Source organism: Paenibacillus sp. 19GGS1-52 (assembly GCF_022369515.1).
Classification (GTDB): Bacteria; Bacillota; Bacilli; order Paenibacillales; family Paenibacillaceae; genus Paenibacillus_AQ.
Genome location: NZ_CP059724.1, coordinates 3972745 through 3994761 on the forward strand (window position 1 = coordinate 3972745; position 22017 = coordinate 3994761).

General features: G+C 44.5%; 21 protein-coding genes and 1 pseudogene. 2 read left to right on the forward strand and 20 right to left on the reverse strand.

All coding sequences use genetic code 11. The features are described 5' to 3' along the window. Window positions 1-35: 35 nt before the first annotated feature. From H1230_RS18560 to H1230_RS18590, 7 genes are all read right to left on the reverse strand, one after another. Entirely contained in the window at window positions 36-563 is a 528-nt protein-coding gene (locus H1230_RS18560; RefSeq protein WP_239711400.1) for a hypothetical protein, read from the reverse strand. A gap of 180 nt (window positions 564-743) precedes the next feature. Next, window positions 744-1217: a ferritin-like domain-containing protein gene (locus tag H1230_RS18565; protein WP_239711401.1), complete on the reverse strand. Its 474-nt coding sequence runs from the start codon at window positions 1215-1217 to the stop codon at window positions 744-746. 136 nt (window positions 1218-1353) lie between these two features. Next, window positions 1354-2334: an ROK family protein gene (locus H1230_RS18570; protein ID WP_239711402.1), complete on the reverse strand. Its 981-nt coding sequence runs from the start codon at window positions 2332-2334 to the stop codon at window positions 1354-1356. 179 nt (window positions 2335-2513) lie between these two features. Further along, window positions 2514-3299, reverse strand: coding sequence for an ABC transporter permease (locus tag H1230_RS18575; RefSeq protein WP_239711403.1), 786 nt, complete (start codon window positions 3297-3299; stop codon window positions 2514-2516). A 7-nt stretch (window positions 3300-3306) separates the two neighbouring features. Further along, window positions 3307-4098, reverse strand: a complete 792-nt coding sequence (locus tag H1230_RS18580; protein ID WP_239717405.1) for an ABC transporter permease — start codon at window positions 4096-4098, stop codon at window positions 3307-3309. A 79-nt stretch (window positions 4099-4177) separates the two neighbouring features. Next, window positions 4178-5233, reverse strand: a complete 1056-nt coding sequence (locus tag H1230_RS18585) for an ABC transporter ATP-binding protein (protein ID WP_239711404.1) — start codon at window positions 5231-5233, stop codon at window positions 4178-4180. Between the two features lie 89 nt (window positions 5234-5322). Continuing rightward, window positions 5323-6105 (reverse strand): GTP cyclohydrolase II, encoded by a 783-nt coding sequence (locus tag H1230_RS18590; protein ID WP_239711405.1) that lies wholly within the window; start codon window positions 6103-6105, stop codon window positions 5323-5325. Between the two features lie 195 nt (window positions 6106-6300). Between H1230_RS18590 and H1230_RS18595 the strand changes: the two genes are divergently transcribed. After that, the gene (locus H1230_RS18595) at window positions 6301-6627 is read left to right on the forward strand and encodes a catDE operon transcriptional regulator CatR (RefSeq protein WP_239711406.1); all 327 of its coding nucleotides are present in this window, start codon (window positions 6301-6303) and stop codon (window positions 6625-6627) included. Window positions 6628-7050: 423 nt separating this feature from the next. On the opposite strand, the gene H1230_RS18600 is transcribed toward H1230_RS18595, so the two are convergent. From H1230_RS18600 to H1230_RS18660, 13 genes and pseudogenes are all read right to left on the reverse strand, one after another. Then, window positions 7051-7365: a hypothetical protein gene (locus tag H1230_RS18600; RefSeq protein WP_239711407.1), complete on the reverse strand. Its 315-nt coding sequence runs from the start codon at window positions 7363-7365 to the stop codon at window positions 7051-7053. Window positions 7366-7492: 127 nt separating this feature from the next. Beyond that, window positions 7493-9022 carry a methyl-accepting chemotaxis protein gene (locus tag H1230_RS18605; RefSeq protein WP_239711408.1) on the reverse strand — a complete coding sequence of 510 codons (1530 nt, stop codon included), beginning with the start codon at window positions 9020-9022 and terminating at the stop codon, window positions 7493-7495. 174 nt (window positions 9023-9196) lie between these two features. After that, entirely contained in the window at window positions 9197-10651 is a 1455-nt protein-coding gene (gene nagE / locus H1230_RS18610; RefSeq protein ID WP_239711409.1) for an N-acetylglucosamine-specific PTS transporter subunit IIBC, read from the reverse strand. Window positions 10652-10693: 42 nt separating this feature from the next. Continuing rightward, on the reverse strand, window positions 10694-11203 hold the full coding sequence (locus H1230_RS18615; protein ID WP_239711410.1) for a PTS sugar transporter subunit IIA: 510 nt from the start codon (window positions 11201-11203) through the stop codon (window positions 10694-10696). Window positions 11204-11225: 22 nt separating this feature from the next. After that, window positions 11226-12092 (reverse strand): PRD domain-containing protein, encoded by an 867-nt coding sequence (locus tag H1230_RS18620; RefSeq protein ID WP_239711411.1) that lies wholly within the window; start codon window positions 12090-12092, stop codon window positions 11226-11228. Between the two features lie 209 nt (window positions 12093-12301). Next, window positions 12302-15016: a CHASE3 domain-containing protein gene (locus H1230_RS18625; protein ID WP_239711412.1), complete on the reverse strand. Its 2715-nt coding sequence runs from the start codon at window positions 15014-15016 to the stop codon at window positions 12302-12304. Window positions 15017-15108: 92 nt separating this feature from the next. Continuing rightward, on the reverse strand, window positions 15109-15495 hold the full coding sequence (locus H1230_RS18630) for a DivIVA domain-containing protein (RefSeq protein WP_239711413.1): 387 nt from the start codon (window positions 15493-15495) through the stop codon (window positions 15109-15111). Window positions 15496-15603: 108 nt separating this feature from the next. Then, window positions 15604-15962 (reverse strand): annotated as a pseudogene (locus H1230_RS18635) (replication termination protein). 354 nt (window positions 15963-16316) lie between these two features. Next, entirely contained in the window at window positions 16317-16976 is a 660-nt protein-coding gene (locus H1230_RS18640) for a general stress protein (protein ID WP_239711414.1), read from the reverse strand. A gap of 102 nt (window positions 16977-17078) precedes the next feature. After that, a complete protein-coding gene (gene hrpB / locus H1230_RS18645) occupies window positions 17079-19577 on the reverse strand; it encodes an ATP-dependent helicase HrpB (RefSeq protein WP_239711415.1) in 2499 nt (832 codons plus the stop codon). A gap of 85 nt (window positions 19578-19662) precedes the next feature. Next, complete coding sequence (locus H1230_RS18650) at window positions 19663-20061, reverse strand: DnaJ family domain-containing protein (RefSeq protein ID WP_239711416.1); 399 nt, start codon at window positions 20059-20061, stop codon at window positions 19663-19665. A gap of 26 nt (window positions 20062-20087) precedes the next feature. Further along, window positions 20088-20465 (reverse strand): GIY-YIG nuclease family protein, encoded by a 378-nt coding sequence (locus H1230_RS18655; RefSeq protein ID WP_239711417.1) that lies wholly within the window; start codon window positions 20463-20465, stop codon window positions 20088-20090. Window positions 20466-20494: 29 nt separating this feature from the next. Then, a complete protein-coding gene (locus tag H1230_RS18660) occupies window positions 20495-21283 on the reverse strand; it encodes a DUF2087 domain-containing protein (protein ID WP_239711418.1) in 789 nt (262 codons plus the stop codon). Window positions 21284-21490: 207 nt separating this feature from the next. Between H1230_RS18660 and H1230_RS18665 the strand changes: the two genes are divergently transcribed. Further along, window positions 21491-21970, forward strand: a complete 480-nt coding sequence (locus H1230_RS18665) for an SRPBCC family protein (RefSeq protein WP_239711419.1) — start codon at window positions 21491-21493, stop codon at window positions 21968-21970. The last annotated feature ends 47 nt before the right edge of the window (window positions 21971-22017 follow it).

The following is a 22017-nucleotide window of genomic DNA, read 5'->3' on the forward strand; positions in this document are numbered from 1 at the left end:
ACCGGTCAAGATAATGTCAGAAGAGGCCTTTAAGCTCACTCTTCCCCAACAACATCCCAGCGATGTCGAAACTTTTCTAAACGAGGGTGGATTTTGGCGGGAGTGGCTGTGAGTATTAAGCGCAGCTTCACAATCCAATCTTCAAAGGAGGAAAACGCTGCGAACTGGCTAGCCATCTCGGGTGTCAAATAGAGAAAATAGGGAGAGGGATATACATCGGTAATATGACGCAGTGCAGAATCGAGGGGCGTATATTTTTTTCGCTTCCCTTCCAGATTTTCCACTGTAATGAACGATTGGCCCTGCTCCCGTTTCCATTCATGCAGCCGCTCTTCTCTTTTATAATAAGACTGAACAGGCTCCTTCGTCATCCGTCGCACGGTTTCCTCATGCAGTGGATATAACACAAACTTTGTGAACCTGCGGTCAGCCGCTGTCTTAGCTGCAATCGCCAACTCGAAGTCCGTCGTATGCTCAAAAGAATCGTAATATATTAAAGTCCCTTTACGCTGTTCAGCCGGCGGTTCGTAGCCATAAGGTACATTTTGAATATCTCGTTTCATCTTTGTCCTCCCGCACTTTATTTGAAATGAATAAATTTATTTGTTCACACGATAATTTATCCTTATATTTCTCGAAGAAACGGGTGCCGTCCATATAAAGGACAGCAAAGCCGTTTCTTCTTGTATAGCATATCATGTGACAAGTGCAGGAGTACAATTCTCTTGAGCGCAATTTTTCACTTAATCTTTATGATGATTCAAAGTAAATAAATAATTGTATTTACTGGCATGTTTCAACTCATCTAAAATAATCCCGTAAACAGTATCACGATAAATCCCCACAGGGAGTCCAAACCATATTTTTCGGTATTTCTCAACGGCTGACAATTCACCTTGTAGCGCCCGCTGCAATCCTTCCGTATACGATTCAACCCGTTGATATTGTTCATTGCTTATACCCGTGATTTCCTGACCGGTGATCTCCCTGTAAATCCCGCGGTACATTTGATTATGACCTCGTTCATCATCGCGTATTGACTTGATAATAGCTGCTTGTTCAGGGGTTGGAGCTAGTTTGATAAGTTCATCATAGAATAACTCATCATTCCGTTCTCCTTGAACCGCTTCTTTGATTAAATTTAGGGCTTCAACCAGTGATACCGACCAAACGGGTGTAAACATTGTTCTATTCCAATATGGATTAACCCAGTACATATCAAGAACCCTCCCAAGACCAATTTAATTCACTTCACCAGCATATGTACAAATGCCCGGTTTGGTCTCACTTTCGTCCAAAAGTACTGTCAGATTTCTCCTATCTTTTGTTGCCTATGTACTGCTCATTCTACAACTATACATTTGACTTCTCATTCATCTTCTTCCACGCAAAAGACGCAGCACCCAGTGTTCCCGCCTGACTGCCTAGTTCCGCCTGAACAATGCTGCACCTGCTGCTGGATAGACTTAGCGCATGCTGCTGCACAGTATCCCGCACGGTGTTAAGCAGCCGATCTCCTGCCGCTGCCATTCCTCCGCCCACAATGATCAGTTCAGGATTGAACATATTTATAACGTTCGCTAGACCAAACCCCAACATTTCCCCGGTCTCCCGCATTACCTCAATCGCCAAGGCATCGTCTCGATCATAGGCTTCCGAGATCATTAATGCGGTAATTCGCTCATGCTGCCCCTCAGTCCATTTCTCTATAATACTGTTTCCGCCCTCAACCAGCTTCTCTTTTAAGGTGTTAACCATGCCTACTGCGGATACATATCTGCCCAAACAGCCGGAGCTGCCACACTTGCAAGGCCGCCCGCTTCTATACATATTCATATGCCCTATTTCTCCAGCGCTGTAGGACGTGCCATAGATCACCTTACCATCACTCACCATCCCAGAGCCGAGACCGGTACCCAGGGTAATCAATATCAGATTAGCGTATCCTCTGCCCGCACCATGCTGCCACTCCCCATAAAGATTAACCCTAACATCATTATCGATATAAATAGGAAAATCATAGTAGCGCTTCATTTCATCAATAATCGGCACATGATCCCAGTCTGGAAAGTTTGGTGAAAAAATAGAAATACCAGCCACTGGATCTAAGAGTCCAGGAATCCCGATCCCCATACCCTTAACCAGATCCAGTGTAATGTTCGTTCCTACCGTTAGGAGATGTACGGCTTCTCTTATACGGGCCAGCACATGTGCAGAGCCTGCCGAGGCTTCGGTGGGAATAGAGAGCTCTTGTATGGCCTTGAATTCTTCATCGAAAATCGCTGCTTTGATATTAGTTCCACCGAGATCAACACCTATTAGATATGATTTCATATATCCTCCTGCTAATGGTTAGTGCATACTTTTATTATGGATAACGAATGGACGAATTCATAGATGTCCTAAACAACGTTTTATTATATTTTACCACCACTATTCAGGAATGAAAAAAAGCAGTCCAAGAACGGTTAGGTTCTTAGACTGCCTATTTATTCAAAGAGTAAAGCTTATGGTTACGAGCCCGCTCCCTTATACCGTTTCACCCCATAATTCCATGCAAGTAAGCCAATGGTTAGAAATACCGCGCCAACTACAGGCGTCAATAGAGCCATTCCCTTCATCTCATCACGGTGCAGAAACAGTGCAGCCGGATACACGCCAACGAACGCAAACGGAATAACCCAGGTCAGCAGCACCTGAATGGCCCGGTTGTAGATCGTTACCGGATAACGTCCATAGGTCTGGATGTTATACATCAACGGGAGGATTCCGGTCGGAGCATCCGAGTAGAAGGAGAGGGATGTCAACGTTGTATAAATACCGGTATAAATGGCCACCGCACTCAATGAGAGCACGATTAAAGCCGGGATAGTCCACCATTCAAACGGAAGTCCGAGATTCGCCCCGCTAATAGCCATAATCACGAGGCCAATTAATGAGCCGAACAAGGAAGGTGGGTCTATATTTTCCAACAGGATCTGGAATAAATTATGCGCCGGACGAGTCAGAACTCGGTCCATCTCTCCCTTAGTGATATAACGCTCACTGAAGCCCCACATATTCACGAAACAGCTGAATATCCCAAAGGGGACCATAAAGAAGCCGTAGACAAACACCACTTCATTCTGATTCCAGCCGCCGAGACTGTCTGTATGCATAAAGATTACGAGAATAAATATAAAGTTGGTCGCTTGGAACAGCAGATCCGATATGACCTCCACCCAGAAATCGGCACGGTAAGTGAGCCGGGACTTAATGTAGTTCTTAAGATATTCATTGATTAATCCGAAATAATACAAACCTACCTCATCCTCCCTGCACGAACAGACGCTGCCGCGCCGCATGGTTTAGCCAGATAATTGGAATCAAGAGCACCAGGAACCAGAAGACCTGAACACCTAGTACATTCCATATCCCTACGCCTTGTACTCGTCCTGTAAATACAGAGCCCGGCAGGTAAGTGATGGCTTGAAACGGTAAGAACTTAAGTACAGAAGACAGCCAGTCCGGAAATAAGCTAATCGGTACGACCAGACCAGAGAACAAATCGACAACAACACGTTTCATCCGCATCATGCCTTCATTATTCTCCACAAAGAACGCGGATAGTCCTGTAATGACATTGATCTGCGAGTTAATCAGAAAACTGAAAAATAACATCACGAGAAAACCCACCCAGGCGGAGAGCTCTGTTGGTAATTGCACCGGAAACAACAGCATAGCAATAGCCATGCCAGGTATCATGAACAGCATGAAACGGAAGATACCTTCTCCGAGTCCTTGCATCATTTTGACCAGCACATAGTTGTAGGGTCTGATGAACTGGATGGCGATACTGCCATCACGGATATCTGTGGAAATCTCACGATCCAGATTGTTAAAATAAAAGGCCCGCGCCATCCACGATACGGCTACATAGGATGTCATTTGCGTTGCGCTGAACCCACCGAGAGACTCACCTTTTCCGTATATAGCCATCCAGGTAAAATAGTTGACACCAATATTTAGAGAATAGATTAAAATCCCTGAGTAGTAGTTAACCCGGTAAGCAAGCATGGTCAGGAACCGAATGCGGATAAAATCAAGATAAGCGCCCATTAGCAATCTGCGACTGCTTTCCTGAGGTCCTCCTGCTGACGAACCTCCTGCCGATGAAGACACTGCAGTTTCAAGCTTGTCAGACATGAAGAGCCTCTCTTTCATCCTTCAGAGCTGCTGCCATTTCGTCCGGCTTCTCAGCGGACCCGGATTGATAGATGCTGCGGACAATATCATCTGTATTCGTTTCAATGATTTTGATATCTGTAATATCAGCCTGTCCTACAACTCGTCCCAGTACATCCGAGACATTCAGGTCGAGCGGAATCCAGACCTTGGCACCAAGATCATTCTCAGCAGACCAAACCACCGGCATACCTGTTGTCCAATGCTCTAGCTGCTCCAGCTTTGTAGGATTCCCGAATTGAAACAGTACTTCACGGCCGGTTCCCCAGCGCTGCTTCAGATCCTCCAGCCCGCCATCATAAATAATTCGCCCATCATCCAGCATAATAACCCGTGAACACAGAGCCTCAATATCCTGCAGGTCATGTGTCGTAAGCAGAATGGTTGTGCCATGCTCGCGGTTCATATCTTTAAGGAATTGCCGAATTTCCGATTTCACCACAATATCCAGACCAATCGTTGGCTCGTCAAGAAACAGAATAGATGGATTATGCAAAAGAGCCGCCACTAGCTCACAGCGCATCCGCTGACCAAGACTGAGCTTACGTACCGGACGGTTCAGCAATTCCTGCAGCTCCAGCCGTTCCACTAGCTCATCCAAGCGTTTCTTGAAATCCTGTTCCGACACCCGATACACTTTGCGCAGCAGTTGAAACGATTCAATGACACCGATATCCCACCACAGCTGACTACGCTGTCCAAATACTACACCGATGTTACGTACGAACTTTTCACGTTCCAAATACGGAACATAACCACCCACCGACAGATTTCCGGAGGTTGGTACCAGAATGCCTGTGAGCATTTTGATCGTTGTAGATTTACCGGCCCCGTTCTCACCGATATACCCACAGATCTCACCCTGTGGAATGGTGAACGAAATGTCCTTCACTGCCGTGATTTCTGTGAATTCCCGTTTAAACAAATCAGCGAAGGCCCCTTTGAGGCCCTCGCGGTTTTTCTGGACTTTAAATGTTTTGCGCAAGTCCTGCACTTGAATTGCATTCATAGAGTACCTCGCTCAAACTAAGATTAGTGTTCAGTAACCCATTATAATGTACAACTTGCAAAAGAACTACTACTTAAATTCCAGATCGTTTATACAATTTTAATATTCTCTAAAAAATCCGTGTCCTTCACTACCTCCAAATGCCCCGAGCGTGCGACCTTAGTCCGCAAATATTTCTCATTAAAGGAAGAAACATCTCCCCATAACGGAACTCTTTTCACTGTATTCATCCCCGCAGTCCTTAAGGCATCCATTTTCTTCGGATTATTAGTGATCAAGGTTACTGGTTTCTGGCGCAAATGCTGCAGTACACTTATCGCATCCTCATAGTTTCTTACATCATCAGCGAAGCCAAGCTCAAGATTAGCTTCTACTGTATCGTAACCTTCTTCCTGCAAAATATAAGCCATCGCTTTACTGAAAAGGCCAATGCCTCTTCCTTCATGGTTCGCTAAGTAGAATAAAGCGCCTGAGCCGTTGTCAACGATCATTTTCATTGATTGATGTAGCTGGAAGCCACAATCACAACGCTTGCTGCCAAAAATATCTCCGGTGTGGCATATGCTGTGCATCCGAATCAATGCTTCATCCGAGCCTTCAAAATCACCGTACACTAATACGCTGGACTGCTGCCCTGCGGCAAGATTGAGTGAAGACAACCGTGAGATGAGTGCCGCTGTGGCTTCCTGACTATCACTAGGAAATAGATCCTCCTCTGTTGCCTTAAGCCAACTGTACCATTTAAAAGTAACGGTCTCCCCGTCCAGATTTACCGGTAACGTAATCGGGCCAACTAATATATTAGTGGAATCATTCATGGTGATTCGTTTAATTTTATTCTGCAGTATTGAGACAATCTCAGGTTTAATCATGAGTGCACCATCCTTAGGTTCATCTATTAGTAGTGATATTATGAAAAAGCTTTATCAGCTAATTTCCGGGGTGAAGTAACTATTTGTAAGTTAGTTTAACATTGTAATATAAGTTCGTCAAGTTAGAACATATATTTAAATATTCATAATTACTTTATGTAAGTTTATGATATAATGAATGCAGAGGTGATAGAAATGGATGACTTTGAAATGTGTCCACGCTTTGAAAAAGCGGTCGATATGCTCAGTAAACGTTGGGTTGCCTTGATCGTTTTCGTACTTATGACAGGTCCGCATCGTTTTGGTGAAATTGAAAATTGTTTGTCCAATCTCAGTGGTAAAGTGTTATCTGACCGTTTAAAGGAACTAGAGGGTGAGGGAATTATCAAACGTACAGTATATCCTGAAATGCCTGTTCGTATTGAATATTCGCTTACGGATAAAGGAACCGCTTTGGCACCCATACTAGGAGAAATCAGCAACTGGTCAACCGACTGGATCAAACTTGGAATAAAAATCTGAATTCCATTCCACTGTTCCTAATGATTCCTTGCGCTCGTATGATCTGTTTATTTCATTATGATAAAGTACAAACATGATCAATTTATATAAAATATTAGATATAATTCTATAATCTTCATATTAAAAAGGCAGCCCTTCTATTAAATAAAGGGAGCTGCCTTAATTTCGTATTGAATCTTTCAGGTAAATATAGTAAATTAGAAGATCTACTGAAGTTTATTAAGAGGAGGTGGAATATATGATGGAAAAAATGTGCATGACAATGATGCGTGAAGGAATGCAAATGTCTAAATAATCATTTGTCTTTATTTTCAAGTGAATCCGCAATATTCACTTTCTAGAAATATTCGCAAGTCTTGGCAGAGTAGACTAACTGCATGCCATTTTTTTGTTTTTCTAGGCTTTAATCTCGTTTTATGTTGCTTAGCTGATCTTAATGTATCTGTCCTGAATTTTCTTTGCTATTATGATTCGTTCCATCTTGAGTTCCCATATCTGCTCTTTCCACCGATATCGTTCCTCTGATTCCTCATTATCCTTCAGTTTGTCGAATAACCCCAGCAGTATGACATTTATATCATCAAACCGTGTCCAGAGTTCCTTGATATTCGCTTCCCTATTCTGTGCTTCAGTAACCACTTCAAAGTTCTTCAAACTCTCGATGAGTTCAGCCTGCCACTGTCCATCGTTAATTGTTTTGGCATAATTTAAGAGATCCAGATAATCATCGACTGACATGTGCACCGACTCCTTAATTTGTTTATACCAAGTATTATACTCGGTATTGTGTATATTGCAATAGTCTATGTAAAAAAAGCAGACCTTAAACTGTCCGCTTAGTGTAAAACTGCTCATCTGCTGATCACTACACAATTATTGTGTTCTCGGACAAAGTCTGTAAACTCTCAATTAGCTGGTCCAATCGATCAAAGCCGGCGACAACCTCGTCTACAATCAGCTTCTGCTCCTCAACACTGGCGAGTATTTCCTGGGAAGCTGCACTGGATTGCTCTGTAATGGCAGAGATGGAATCAACCTCAGTTCCAATCACACTAGAGGAATTACGCACATGCATTGATTTCTCTTCTACTTCTTTGGCTTGCTTCACTACTTGTGATGCTATTTCGGATAATTCGCGGAAGACCTGCTCTGATTGTTTTACTGAAGCTTCACTGGATTCAATCATAAGCTTCCCCCGTTCCATCAAGGAAGATAAGTGTACAACCTTTAGTCCTAGGCCTCCTAGACGACCGGAGATTTCATCAGCCGATTGATGGGAATGCTCTGCCAGCTTTCGAACTTGTGCGGAGACTACTGCAAAGCCACGCCCTTGTTCTCCTGCACGTGCAGCTTCTATAGCCGCATTCAGCGCAAGAAGATTCGTTTCTGCTGCGATAGATTGAATAGTATCGACAATCGTGCCAATACTGCGATTCTGCTCACTCAACTCATCCATCTCATTCACGATACCGTCCATCATGAGGCGAATTTCACTGATGTTATTCGACAACTCTATGATCTGCTCATTCCCCTTTCCTGCGGAAATAGCTGAATTATTGGACAATTCACGCATCGTAATTGAATTCTCAGCCACAAACTCAATAGCCTCATTTGTACCTCCAATGGCACTGGAGATATCGCTTACGCTTATGGCTTGACTCTCAATCCCTTTGCTCATTTCAGTAAAGCCGATGGTTAATTCACTGGTGATATCCCCGGTGATCCGAACATTTTTTTGCAGCTTCTGGTTAAATATACCCATCTCATCGATTGATATTTTCATTTGCTCCAGTTGAAGCTCGACATTTTGATGTGATTGTTCTGATGCTACAGTTCGTTCATATACATTCTTAATTAACTGACGTGAAAGGAAAGATAGCATAAATACGATAACCATCGGTAAGAAGAGCTTGATATTATCAGCCCATATATAGGGTGGGAAGTCATTAGTACCAGGATGCACAATAAAATAATTCAGCTGTATAAAGCTGATTATTCCGTATACCAGCAGTGGTTTATAGACAGGATAAAGTGCTAACAACACAGCAAAAGTGAGTAAAGAAATGAGATTGGGTTGAGTGAAATTCACGTAGATCATTAATATACTTGACACTACGACCATTATGTATGGAATCTGCCGGGTACCTATTCGCATCTTCAATGCACCGAAAAATACTATATTCGTAACAATGCATATTATTGCAGTTACAATACCGGTTGTCATACCTTCTTGTATAGTAAGTAATGGTGTAGCCAATACCGAGATCAGTAAAATTAAATAGGCCATTATTTTATTTCGCTTGTGAGTTAATTCATTCTCAAAAAGGGTATAACTTCCATTTTTAGACTCTTGTGCAATCAATATTCGACGTTCAGCCTGCATCACAATTGACATTTTCTCTCGTCCCTTCATCTATACGCATTCTGTATGAAGTATTATATCGGACGATAACAAACTTTATTTTAGAGGAGTTTCCTTAATTAGACAAAAAAACAAGGGCGGAATTTATAATTCCGACCCTTGTTCTATAAAGTGTGTGAATTTATTGTGTTTTTTTCAAAAACATTCTTATAACAATTTATTAATATCATCCTTAATCTGTTCGGATTGTGGACCAAATACGATTTGGACTGCACCTTGACCCAGTCTCATGACTCCAGAAGCACCTAGCTGCTTCAGAGCAGAATCTTTGACAGCCTTATCATCATTTACAATCAGACGAAGGCGCGTAATACATGCATCTATATTGCGGATATTAGATGGACCTCCGATGTTTTCGAGGATCTTAGCTGCTCTTGAAGAAGCGGATATCTTCGCTCCACCTACAGAGACTTCTTCCAGTTCATCTTCTACATCATCTTCACGACCTGGTGTTTTGAGGTTGAACTTCGTGATAATAAAACGGAACAAAACATAATACAAGACGAAGAAGGCAAGCCCAATCGGAATCAGAAGCCATGCATTGGTGGAACTCTTCAGGTTAACCAGATAATCGATTAGCCCTGCAGAGAATCCAAAACCCAGCTTGACGTCTAGAATGTACAACAATGCCATAGAGAATCCTGTTAGTAACGCATGAACCAGATACAATAATGGTGCAACAAACATAAAGGAAAATTCTAGTGGTTCAGTGATACCGGTCAAGAAGGAAGCAATTGCAGAACCAATAAAGATCGAAGCTACCATTTTGCGTTTTTCCGGCTTCGCTGTGTGAATAAAGGCTAGTGCTGCGCCAGGAAGTGCGAACATCATGATTGGGAAGAAACCGGACATGAACATCCCTGCAGTTTTATCTCCAGCAAAGAAGCGGGTTAAATCGCCGTGAACGACATCACCAGCTGCGTTCGTAAAATCACCGATCTGGAACCAAGCAATTGTATTAATTACGTGATGCAAACCAATAGGAATCAGCAGTCGGTTAGCAGTACCAAATATGAAGGCACCTAAGGCACCCAGTCCGACAACCCAGTTACCAAAATCATTAATTACATCCTGTACAGGACTCCAGATCATCCCTACAAATACTGCCAAGACCATCATGGAAGCTGCAGTTATGATAGGTACAAAACGTTTGCCGGCAAAAAATCCAAGCCAGTCTGGCATCTTGATATTATGATATCTCTTATATAAGAAGGCTGCCCAAGCACCGGCAAATATCCCGCCGAGTACACCCATGTTCAATACAACATCATCATTAATAAAGGAGAATTGTAGTGGCACAATGGCTAATATCTTGGTTAATACCAGATACGAGATAATAGCTGACAATGCAGCTACAGCGTCACCAGCAAACCCTATGGCAACCCCAACTGCGAATATCAACGCAAGATTTCCAAATATGGCTCCGGCACCAGCATTGAGGAATGGAGCAACGTATTGGTTTAGAAATCCTCCCACTGTGCTTCCAAAATGAATATCTTTTTCGTAGTCAATAAGACCAAAGCCTTGAAGAATAGCTGCTGCTGGCAAAGTAGCGACTGGAAGCATCAGCGACTTGCCTAACTTTTGTAGAAAAGCCAACATAAACATATCATCCTTTCGTTTGCTTATTAATAATGCTATTTGTTATTGCTTTGAAACCACGCTGAGAATTACATGTTCACCAGCCGTAACTTGACCGTAATGACACTCCACTTCCGGCATTATCTCCTCTGTTGCAGTCACAATAATAGGTGAAATCGTATCAAAACCTGCTGCACGTATAACTTCGAGATCAAATTCAATTAATGTCTGTCCTGCTTTAACAGTGTCACCACTCGCTACATGACTGATGAATCCATTCCCTTTCAGGCTGACCGTATCGATTCCGATATGCAGCAACAGCTGCAAGCCGCTGGAATGCTCCAATATTAAAGCGTGACTTGATTTGACGATATGAGCGACCTTACCGTCGAAAGGAGCTTTAAGTATTCCCTCTGTAGGTTGGATAGCAATCCCGTTGCCCATATGACCTCCGGCAAAGGTATCGTCCGGAACTTGCGCTAATGGAACAGCCATACCCGTGATTGGAGCTGTTATTTCTACGACAAGCTGAGTATGTTTCTCTTCTTTTTTTGATTTCCATTTGGAAAACATGACTGCCACTCCTCTTAAGCTGTTATTTGTGTTTCCGTGAAGTTTGGAATAGGCGGTGTAAATGCATCGCCATGAAGCATAGCTCTTCTTCTGGAATGTCCACATCCAGTGATTTACGCATGATTGTTCCGAGTTTCTGAGCTAGTTTGTATTCCACTTTGTATTCTTTTTTAATATGCTTCACAAAAGGATTATCAATGAATGACTTTTGCAAAATTCTCTCCAATGAGAATCGTAAGTGAATCATCAAGCGGACATGATTCATACTGCCGTGCTCAAAGGTTATATTCCCTTCGTCCCGTATCACATCCATCAGCTCGCTGACAATATTCGAAGCCTTTACCAGTTGCCCTACTGGCACATTGCTGACTGCCGAATAGACATGATATGTGAGGAATCCGACCTCGTCCTCGGGAACTTGCACCTGGAATTCAGCATTGATTTTTTCGGCTGCTCTGTAAGCGATCTCATATTCCTTCGGAAAAGTCATTTTGGTTTCCTCTAAAAATGGGTTAACAATATCCATGCCGTTGCGCAAACGGTAAATGGTAAATTGGATATGGCTTGGGAGGGCTAAGTAGATTTTGTCGTTTAACTTGTCGGGAAACTGAAAGGCAATGTCCGCGATTATTTCATCAGTAATTCTCATAACCAACGGATCAATATCTTCCAGCAGGATTTGATACTGGCTCCACTCTTCACGGTCTTCCAGACGGAATAGCTTCTCAATCCGGGTGTCATCCCCTTCAATGATCCCCGATTCTTTCACCGCAAAGCCGATACCTTTGCCTATGATGACATATTCCTTACCATTTTTCCCTCCATGAACCATGACCACATTATTTCCGATTACACGTTGTACTTGAAACTGCTCGCTTTCCCGCGCCAAGTTCTTCCCTCCTTCCACTCATTGTCCCGATTTAGACATCAAAAAGAGCCAAGAATAGTCTTATATACTTAAGACAATCCTTGGCTCATGCCCTTTTACGGTAACACGCCACTAACTTATAGTTGATCACTTATGAGACTATCATAGATCATAGTCCGCTATGGCGTCAATGATAATTTTACAAATGTCAAGTTTGGAAGCACGCGGCTCTATTTAGTATGGCTGAGCCATTTGAATATCCGCGATACTACTTCATGCATCACTACCGGTTTACTAATGAAGTCAGTTGCTCCAGCAGACAAGCATTTCTCACGTTCTTCCTTCATCGTCTTAGCGGATATAGCTATAATGGGGATCTCCGGAAGAAGAAGCTCTTCGCGTATAATCGATAACGTATCATAACCATCCAGATTTGGCATCATAATGTCTAATAAAACGATATCTATATCAGACTGCTCCCGCACAATTTGCAGACATTCAAAACCGGTCTGTGCCGTCAGAATATTCATATCATAAGGCTCTAAGCCCTTTCTTAGTGCAAATATATTCCGCGTATCATCATCAACAATGAGAACTGTCTTGCCACACAGCTGCGGATATTCCAAGTCAAAAGTTTTTCCATTATTGATGGGATTTCTATATATATCTTCGATGGTTTCATGGGACGCAGCTACCTCAGAACGGAACTTTGAAGTTACAACATCGTATTCAGGATCCTCTTCTCGACATGGAAGGTATAACGTAAAGTTGCTGCCTTCACCTGGAACACTTTGCAGCAGAATCTGTCCACCTAGCAATTTGGCCAACTGAAGTGAAATAGACAGCCCAAGTCCAGTCCCACCGAACTTGCGTGCGGTTGATCCGTCAGCCTGGCGGAAAGCTTCAAAGATGAGCTCATTGTTCTCCTCCGAGATCCCAATACCACTATCCTTCACTGAAAAAGACAGCACAGGTCCCTCTAATTCATAAGAGGGGGAATGGAAAGATGCCAATCTGGTAATTTCTACGTGAACACTGCCCGTTTCTGTAAACTTAAAGGCATTCGATAGCAAATTGCGCAGAATCTGGTGCAGGCGCATTCCATCGGTATAGAATAGATCAGGCACATTATTCCCGATAGTTATTGAAAAATCTAGTTTTCTTTGTTCTGCAGTTTGACGGAAATGGGCTTGCAGCATTGGCGGAAGCTCTGTTAGATTAACCGCATCATATTCCACCAGCATTTTACCAGCCTCAACCTTGGACAAATCCAGAATATCATTAATCATATTAAGCAAATCACTGCCAGAGGCATAAATTACAGAAGCATACCCTTGCTCTTCTGGGTTCAAAGTATCATTTCGGTTCTCAGCCAACAACTGTGAGAGAATGAGCATACTATTAAGGGGAGTCCGTAGCTCATGGGACATGTTCGCCAGAAATTCTGATTTATAACGAGAACTAAGCTGCAATTGCTCATTAAATTCCTCGAGTTCAATAGCTGCAACCTCTGCTTCAGTTTTTTGGTTATTTAGATCCTTGTTTAGGGTGAGCAGCTCCTGTGTGTAACTTTGCAGCTCCTCGGACTGCACTTGTAATTCTTCAGACTGCACCTGCAGCTCTTCATTCATAACCTGCGATTCACCATATAATTTCTGAATCTCCATCCGAGTGGTTACGGAATTTAGGGTAACCCCCATCATATTTAAGAGATCAGTGAAAAGGTCCAGGTGATACGTTGCCCATTTAGTAAGTGAAGCTATCTCAACCACCGCTACGATATTATTCTCAAAAATAACTGGAGCGATCACTGCAAAACGAGGAGCAGTTCTTCCTAGACCGGAATGGATGCGGATATAATCCTCCGGTAAATCCTCAATGACCATCATGTGTTTATCCATTGCACACTGCCCAACAAGACCTTCTCCCAGACTAATGCTCTCGGTAGCTGGGAAGTTCTTATTTTGCCCGTTGCCTGCATACGTATAAATGCGCTCAAACTCTTTTTCTACATTTAATACATATATTGCACCGTACTGCATTTCCAGTATTGTGGACAATTTGTTCAAGAAGGTTCGACACATCAATGGAAGATCAACAGTTTCCTGAAGTAATACGGACATCAGCGTTAACTGTTCATTATTCCACTGTTCTCGCTGTACCGTCTCCAACAGTCGATTCGTCGCATCGCCCAGGTCATAGATTTCATCAATTGTCCTGACTTCAATCCGTTCTGACATATTACCGCCACTCGCAATATTATTGATCGCTAGAATTATCCGTTGGAGAGGGTTCACAATGCTTCTGGAGAGAACGATAGTGATGAGTGACGCTATTAATGTAACAACACTCCATAGGATATACATCGTTATTAATAGCTTATCGTTACCTTGTTTCAGGCTAATAACCCGTTCATTGGTTAAATCCCGTTCATTATCGCGGAAATATTCAGACTCTGAGCGTATCAGATCAATTAGTGGTTTACCGGTATCATTCTGAAAAAATGCTAAAACTGCTTCATCCTGTCCATTTCGCTTAAGGTCAATAACATATTCACCCGCCGAACTAACCCATAACTCAATATTACTCTTAATATCATCTAAATTCTGGATTTGGGATGGGTTATCAGCCATCAGACCTTTTAGCTTGGCATAATTAATACGCCATTCTACAAGCCCATCATTGTAGGGTGTAAGGTATTCCATATTGTCAGTGAGGGCATAACCTCTTTGACCCGTCTCCATATCCAATACATTCTTTTCAATTTGATAGGTAAGTTCATGCACCTGCACATCGTGCTCGCTTAGAAAGACCGTTTCTTTCTCCAATTCAGATATTCGATGAGATACAATGGCTAAAAATAAACCCAAAATTAGTAAAATAATGATATAACCTAGAGCAATTTTGCCGCGAATCTTCAGTTTCCATCGTTGCTTATCGAACAAAGGCTTAACCTCCATCAAGGTCCGTTTGTATATTCCTATAATTGTAAATGATGGTGTTAGAGTTAACAAGTATCTCTTTATAATGCAGCAGATTATAAGTAGCCTTCGCTATGTGGAATTTTGTCCTTTAGTTGTCGAATATTCGTCTCTAGTTTCATAATGATCTCTTCCAAGTCCTTAGGATCAATACCTTTAATTACAGGATCAGTAATTATTGGCAAGCCTTTGGTTTCAACCTTAATATCACGCAGCTCTAGCTGTTGCTCCTGCCATTTGTCCATAAGATCGGCAATCGTAGCATAGAATCGTTCGTAATCCTTAATTACACTATCCAGAAAAGTATCCACTTCTTCCGGGTCATAACCACGAAGCTTCTTACTGAATTCCTTTTCATGAATAGTTAATGCGTCGAGTCCTATGCCAAGTTGGCTGAATAACTTTCTCTGTTTGTCCAATCGGCGTTTCATGTGCTCATCCATCTGTGATTCCTCCTATGTATACTGCAAACTTTCAGCAGTAACAATTATATCAGTGTGAAAGCGACCTGGAAATATTACTATAGTAGTGACTTTTTAATTAGCCTGGATTTAAAAGTTATCCGCAACTGCTTTATTCAATATTCCCAGACAGCGGTCCAGATCAGTCTTCACCTGCTTCTTATACAGTTTAGCTTTATCCTCGCCGTCCGAAGTGAAATGATATAAGACGATTTCTTGAAAATCCACCTTCGGGTCATTGCCCTTTAATTGCTTGGTACGGTAAAGTATCCCCTGCTGCACCAATTCATGCAGGGCACGATAAATTTCACTCTGCGGGGGGAGTAGCCATGAGCCTTAAAATCACGTCGCATATCCTCAAGCATCTGATAACCATATCCGCGCTGCTGCTCCACCATTGTAATAAGATACACTTTGATAAAAGCCCGTTGGGCAATCATAAAGGCCATACGACACCTCCTAGGGAATGTATTCCTTATCTTTCTATAAGCCTATTATAAGCACTATTTTCCAACTTTCACAACCTGAAACTTGGATTTACTGGGCACACTTTTTCTATTTTTATTGTTGATAGGAAGCGCATACAGGTTGGATTTAGATTTTGTGGTGCTGGTGATTTTTTTTGATTTTCTATTATGAATTTTTCATATGATGAAATGTAGTGAATAGAAATCTGGCGTTAACGTTTAGACGTTTAATCGTAAAAAGTTCACACATTAAAAAGGCCACATTCGCTAGCGGATATCCGCTAGAAATGCAGCCTTGATTATATTTAGAGAAAGCTCGGGTTGTCGGGATTCTATTTACATTTTGTCTCGGTTGTACATATCGGGGTCAACTTCTGCGTTCATCGAACCTCTGTTCCCCAGCGAATTACCTACTTTTGTGTCATCTTCTATAATACCAGGGTTTGTAGGTCCTCTATCTGCCATCGAATTGCTTTCGGTTGAATCGCCTGCATAGGTTCCTTCATAACGATGGGTATTGAGTGAACTATTGCCTCTGAAGATATCATGAATATCATGGCCATGCCCATGTTCTTCTACTAACACAAGAATTTTGCCATTCTCTACATATTCCTCATATTCTCTCGCTTCATCCTCAGGGATGCCCAGTCCGATTAATCCTCCTACCAAACCTCCTGCGCCCGCGCCTATGGCTGCTCCAGTCAGTGTCGCCACAATTGGACCTGCCGCTAAGATTGCACCAATTCCCGGAATAGCCAAAGCACCGATGCCTGCCAGCAATCCGGCTACGCCACCCAATACGCCTCCTGTTGCAGCACCTGTAGCTACACCTTCTGGAGCCATTGTGCCCGTTTCATCCGAAATACTCCTAAGCTCATCACGGTCACGTGTAATAATTGAAATTTCGTCATTCTGAATGCCTTTGTTCTGCAGCCCTTCAATTGCTCTGGTTGCTTCTTGCTCCGTATCGAAGATACCTACGATTTTCTTAGTCACTTGAAGCCCTCCTTTGAAATTGTCGTTCGCTACATTATTACCCTGTATATCTTGGACAAAACATCAAATGTGAAAAACAGAATTTTTCGAGCAGGCCATCCTTTAATGCTTAGGACGTGTCCGGTTGGTCGGAACCGCCTGTAACGGATCATCCGGCCAGTAATGCTTCGGGTAGCGGCCCTTTAAATCTTTTTTGACTTCGAAATAGATCCCACGCCAAAAACTGGCAAGATCCGCTGTCACCTGCATCGGTCGTCTTGCCGGAGATAAGAGATGCATTACCACCGGGATCTTCCCACCACCTACCCTAGGGGTATCCAGTTGTCCGAACATTTCCTGCAGTCTGACCGCCAGCACTGGCGCCGTCGGATTATCATAATCTACTGGGATACGGGAACCGCTCGGCACAGTGATATGTGTAGGAGCTTCCTTGTCCAAGGTTTGACGTTGCTTCCAGTCCAGCATTTCTTCGAAGACACGGGATAAAGGAATGCGCTGAAGATCACGAAAAGCGCGCATGCCATGCGTATAGGGCTGCAGCCATGTGTTCAGAGATTCTAATAAAGCCTCATCCGAAACATCAGGCCAGTCTGCATGCACCATATGCATAAATACCATCCGCTGTCGCAGCTGCATCGTGTTTTTATCCCAAGGCAATAGAAGGAGCCCCTCAGCAGCAAGAGCCGTCAGTAGTACTTGTTCTGCTGCTTCTGCCGAAGGCCGTTCATGGGTAGTTTCCTTCAAGATCAGGCCACCTAGCATTGTGCGACGGCGAGCCTTGACGCTTTTGCTCTCCTTGTCCCAATACACTTCCGCTTCATCGGTGATCCTATCTGCATGGTGCTTCAACAGCTGTACTTCCTTCAGCTCTGCGGCCAGCATGATTTTGCCCTGTGCAGCTTTGTCATCCACTGAGGCTGCCACAATATAAGGACACCGCATAAGCGGTTGTCCTTCCCGCATCGCTGCGCCCCGACCGCTGGAGAGAACAAAAGCGCCATCGCCGCGCTTCTGCCCGATCCGGTCGGGATACGCGAACGACAGCAGCAGCCCGATGAGGCTGATGTCGTTCGGGGCTTCGCCTGGCGCGGCTTGCAGCTGCGCCAGGTAATTGCGGCTCTCGCGCTGCACCGCCCGCAGAGTCGCAAGATCTGCTCCGCCCGCGTCCCTGCCGGCGGAGCGCTCGAACCGAAGCAGCGCCTCGACGCGTAGCGTGAGGTCGCTATCTACGGCCGCGGGACCCCGGAAGAGGTCCCTCTCCTGCAGCAGCGCCGCCAGCCGGCAGGCGAGCGGCGTCGCGCCAAGCTCTTCCGCGCACAGCAGCATGTGCGCGATGCGCGGGTGCGCGCCAAGCGCGGCCATGCTGCGGCCGTGCGGCGTGATTGCGCCGCCGGCGTCGAGCGCGCCGAGCTGGCGCAGCAGCGCAGTGCCCTGCGCGTAAGGCGCAGCCGGCGGCGCGTCCAGCCAAGGCAGCGCGGCGGGATCGCGCACGCCCCATAGCGCCAGCTCCAGAGCCAGCTGCGCCAGGTCGGCCTCCATAATCTCCGGGACGTTGTCATCCGGAAGACGGTGGTGCTCCTCTTGGCTCCAGAGCCTGTAGCACACACCGGGGGCAGTGCGGCCTGCTCGCCCGCGCCGCTGGTCCGCCGATGCCTTGGACACAGGTACTGTTTCCAGGTGCGGCATGCCGGTACGCGGCGAGAATACCTGTGTTCGCCGCAACCCTGAATCAATCACTGTGAGCACACCATCGATGGTCAAGCTGGTCTCCGCAATGGATGTCGCCAGCACCACCTTCCGTTCACCTGCAACAGATGCAGCGACTGCCAAGTCCTGCATAGCCTGCGGCAGCTGTCCATACAGAGGACGAAGCACCGTGCTTGCGGGCAAGCTTCCGTTCTCCAGCTCGCTTTGAGTTCGGCGGATTTCCCGTTCACCTGGCAGAAAGACGAGCACATCTCCCTTCTGCTCAGCAAGGGCGCGATGTACAGAGGCTGCGGTGGATTTTTCTATGGGGAAGTTACCGGAGGCAGTAGCATAAATAGTCTGGACTGGATAGACTCTGCCCGGACAATCTACTACTGGCGCACCACCCAACATGGCGGATACCCGTTCACCATCCAGCGTAGCCGACATAATGAGAATACGAAGATCCTCACGCAATACAGTCTGTGCTTCCAGTGTAAGCGCAAGCCCCAGATCGGCATGCAGACTGCGCTCATGAAATTCATCAAAAATAACAAGACCTACGTCACCAAGCGACGGATCAGTTTGCAGCATCCTTGTCAGTACACCTTCGGTTACGACAACGATCCGCGTGTTCTTCCCTACTCGGGTGTCCATACGCATACGGTATCCAACCCTTTGCCCGACAGTTTCGCCAAGACACGACGCCATGTAAGTAGCCGCTGATCTAGCGGCAAGTCTTCTGGGTTCCAGCATAAGAATGGTTTTGTCCTGCATCCACGGTTCGTCCAGAAAAGCCGGAGGCGTTCCGGTCGTCTTGCCCGCACCCGGTTCGGCAATCAAAATGGCTGCCCGCGAGGCGTTTAATATTATTTTCAGCTCAGGAAGTACCTGCATAATGGGTAGTTGATTCATTTTATCTCTCCATGATCTATTATTATCCTTGTAATCATGGGCGATAATTCCGGAAAGATCAAGTTTGAGAATAGATCCTGCGAGCTTAGTTATCCTCTCCAGTCACTCGCTCCCGTATTTTATCACTATATTGGATAAATGCAGCATTACTCTCGCAGCCGCGCTGTCGCAGCAGCTCTTGCAGACGCAGCTTTTTCAGAGACAGCTTTGTTTCCAGTGCTTTTCCTTCACTAGTAACAGCATTTCCGCTATTCTGGCAAGTAACCAGCAGTTCTTCCAGCGTGACACACTCCGCCCGCAGTGTCACCTCTTCCGGCAACAGTCCGGCATTCTTCATAATCTTGTAGGAAATACGCAACTCCTCCGGCACACCAGACAGATCTTCAAGTACCAGCGGTTTACCGTGTCCTGGCAGTCCTTGAAACTCCCCGTTGCGCATAGCCTCCTGAATTTTCTGCTCAGCCAACCAAGATAAAATCTCCATTCTACCCCTCCTAAACATACCCTATATTATTTCAGCTTGTGATAGCCACGCTCACCATAAGGGGAAAGCTTCTCCAGCCATTTTTTCTCTAGGTCAGGCAGCATTTTATGATATTTTGCCATATCCGATTTATCCTGCACAAACTCTTCTTGTGGTTTAATTTCTTCGAGAATTTCAAAGCTAAACCCTGCTTCTCCATATTTCTTCCAATCGGCTTCGAGCTCCTTATTCGTATGGTTGGCGAAATCGAGCATGAATTTGTGCTTATTCCAGACACCCTCCAGATTCAGAGTGCTTCCTACCAACGATTTTCCATTGTGATTATTCAGAATTCGGTAAGCCCCCATCTGTCTGTGTGTATGTGCGTAGTTGTAGGCCAGTTCTTTACGTTTTGCTTTTTCCATGGTCTCATTTCTCTCCCTTATCACTTCATCTATAATTTCACCCAATAATAGCTTCCGTCCTCTTCTCGTTCGAGTAGTTCATAGTCAATTAAATAGCGGCGCAGCGTAACGTAGTCTGGATAGGCTGCGCTCAAAATAAGATTAACTTCCTTCTCCGTATACTCTCGGCCGGTTTCGAAGCGTTTGATCAGTTGACGCAGGATAGCGGCTTTGCGCTTCTGTTTCTTGGGGAATTCCGCTAAGGGACCTTCTGGCCCCTGCTTGAAATACGCCTTTAGGATCTCGGCGTTCTCCTCCTCTGTGATCGCAAAACGCTCATCAAGCATCGAGGCTGAACGAGGAATGCTGACAAAAGGAGAGGACACTGCGGGTTTCTCCTCCACCAGTTCCATCACGGCCAGAAACAGCTTCGCCTGTTTAGCCTTTTCGCGAAGCGTAAAGCGGTGATTTCGCACAGTAGAGGTACTGCCGATGCCCAGATCCTTTGCAGCTTCACCATCACTTTGACTCTGCCGAAAAGCATTTAATAAGCCCTTTTGCAGTTCCGTCAATCCGGTCAGCTTCTTATCGAGTCCCAGCAGCCAGTTAAACATTGTTCCATGAATATGATTGATATGTTGGACAGCATATTTCTCGGCTTCATAATAAGTACTGCCATCCTTATAAATAATGCCTTTCTCAAACTCTTCTCCACAGACCAAACATACATAAAATCCGGAATGGTCCCGCTCCTCATACAGATAACCTTTCTTCAGTTCATCTATAGAAGCGTTCCAGAATTTCTCCGAGATGCTGATGGCTTCATTTCCCTCTGACAAAACAGTTCACCCAATTCGTTTTATTTATATAAACATATTATCATTTTGTTTGCTTTATTTCAAATATATAAGTAAATTGTTTGTTAAAATTTCTATCGCAACATAAGAAAAGACGGTTCTCCCATCCTCTAGTTAGGACAAAACCGTTTCATCTGAACATGCCATAAGGTAATATAGTTTAACCACTACTTAGAGGAGGATTCAAACATGTTAGCTGAGCTACAAAAAAATGGACAAGGTTATTCCGCCCACTTCGAACGTCACTTGAACCATCCCGTTGCCGAGGTTTGGGCTTATTTAACCGAGAACAAGAAGCTTGCGCTTTGGTTCAACGAGCTCCGGGTAGAGGACCTCCGCGAAGGAGGATTCATGAGGTTTGATCTGCCTAATGGCAGCTCTGAGAAAATAAAGATTACCGCGTACACGCTAAATTCCGTTCTAGAATATAAGTGGGGCGAAGACAGTGTCCGCTTTGTGTTATCCTCTACTACGGACGGTAGCCTATTAGTATTAAATGAGCAACTGACAGCCATCAATGCTCATACGCCTAGGGATCTCGCAGGCTGGCATATATGTCTGGATGTGATTGCTATCCTACTGGATGGAGGAACCATGGTGTCCCGAAGTGAGGAATGGAACAAGTTCTATGTACGATATGTTACGCTTTGTGCCTCAATGGAACGTTAAGAATAGCCATTTTCTTGCCAATAATATAAAAATACCCGTATCTCCTT

Coding starts and splice junctions, on each gene's coding strand:
- H1230_RS18650 (WP_239711416.1), bottom strand. CDS start 20,061: ATGGAGATTTTATCTTGGTTGGCTGAGCAGAAAATTCAGGAGGCTATG.
- H1230_RS18580 (WP_239717405.1), bottom strand. CDS start 4,098: ATGGGCGCTTATCTTGATTTTATCCGCATTCGGTTCCTGACCATGCTT.
- H1230_RS18565 (WP_239711401.1), bottom strand. CDS start 1,217: ATGTACTGGGTTAATCCATATTGGAATAGAACAATGTTTACACCCGTT.
- H1230_RS18560 (WP_239711400.1), bottom strand. CDS start 563: ATGAAACGAGATATTCAAAATGTACCTTATGGCTACGAACCGCCGGCT.
- H1230_RS18595 (WP_239711406.1), top strand. CDS start 6,301: ATGGATGACTTTGAAATGTGTCCACGCTTTGAAAAAGCGGTCGATATG.
- H1230_RS18655 (WP_239711417.1), bottom strand. CDS start 20,465: ATGGAAAAAGCAAAACGTAAAGAACTGGCCTACAACTACGCACATACA.
- nagE (WP_239711409.1), bottom strand. CDS start 10,651: ATGTTGGCTTTTCTACAAAAGTTAGGCAAGTCGCTGATGCTTCCAGTC.
- H1230_RS18605 (WP_239711408.1), bottom strand. CDS start 9,022: ATGTCAATTGTGATGCAGGCTGAACGTCGAATATTGATTGCACAAGAG.
- hrpB (WP_239711415.1), bottom strand. CDS start 19,577: ATGAATCAACTACCCATTATGCAGGTACTTCCTGAGCTGAAAATAATA.
- H1230_RS18630 (WP_239711413.1), bottom strand. CDS start 15,495: ATGGATGAGCACATGAAACGCCGATTGGACAAACAGAGAAAGTTATTC.
- H1230_RS18665 (WP_239711419.1), top strand. CDS start 21,491: ATGTTAGCTGAGCTACAAAAAAATGGACAAGGTTATTCCGCCCACTTC.
- H1230_RS18615 (WP_239711410.1), bottom strand. CDS start 11,203: ATGTTTTCCAAATGGAAATCAAAAAAAGAAGAGAAACATACTCAGCTT.
- H1230_RS18600 (WP_239711407.1), bottom strand. CDS start 7,365: ATGTCAGTCGATGATTATCTGGATCTCTTAAATTATGCCAAAACAATT.
- H1230_RS18585 (WP_239711404.1), bottom strand. CDS start 5,233: ATGAATGCAATTCAAGTGCAGGACTTGCGCAAAACATTTAAAGTCCAG.
- H1230_RS18570 (WP_239711402.1), bottom strand. CDS start 2,334: ATGAAATCATATCTAATAGGTGTTGATCTCGGTGGAACTAATATCAAA.
- H1230_RS18590 (WP_239711405.1), bottom strand. CDS start 6,105: ATGATTAAACCTGAGATTGTCTCAATACTGCAGAATAAAATTAAACGA.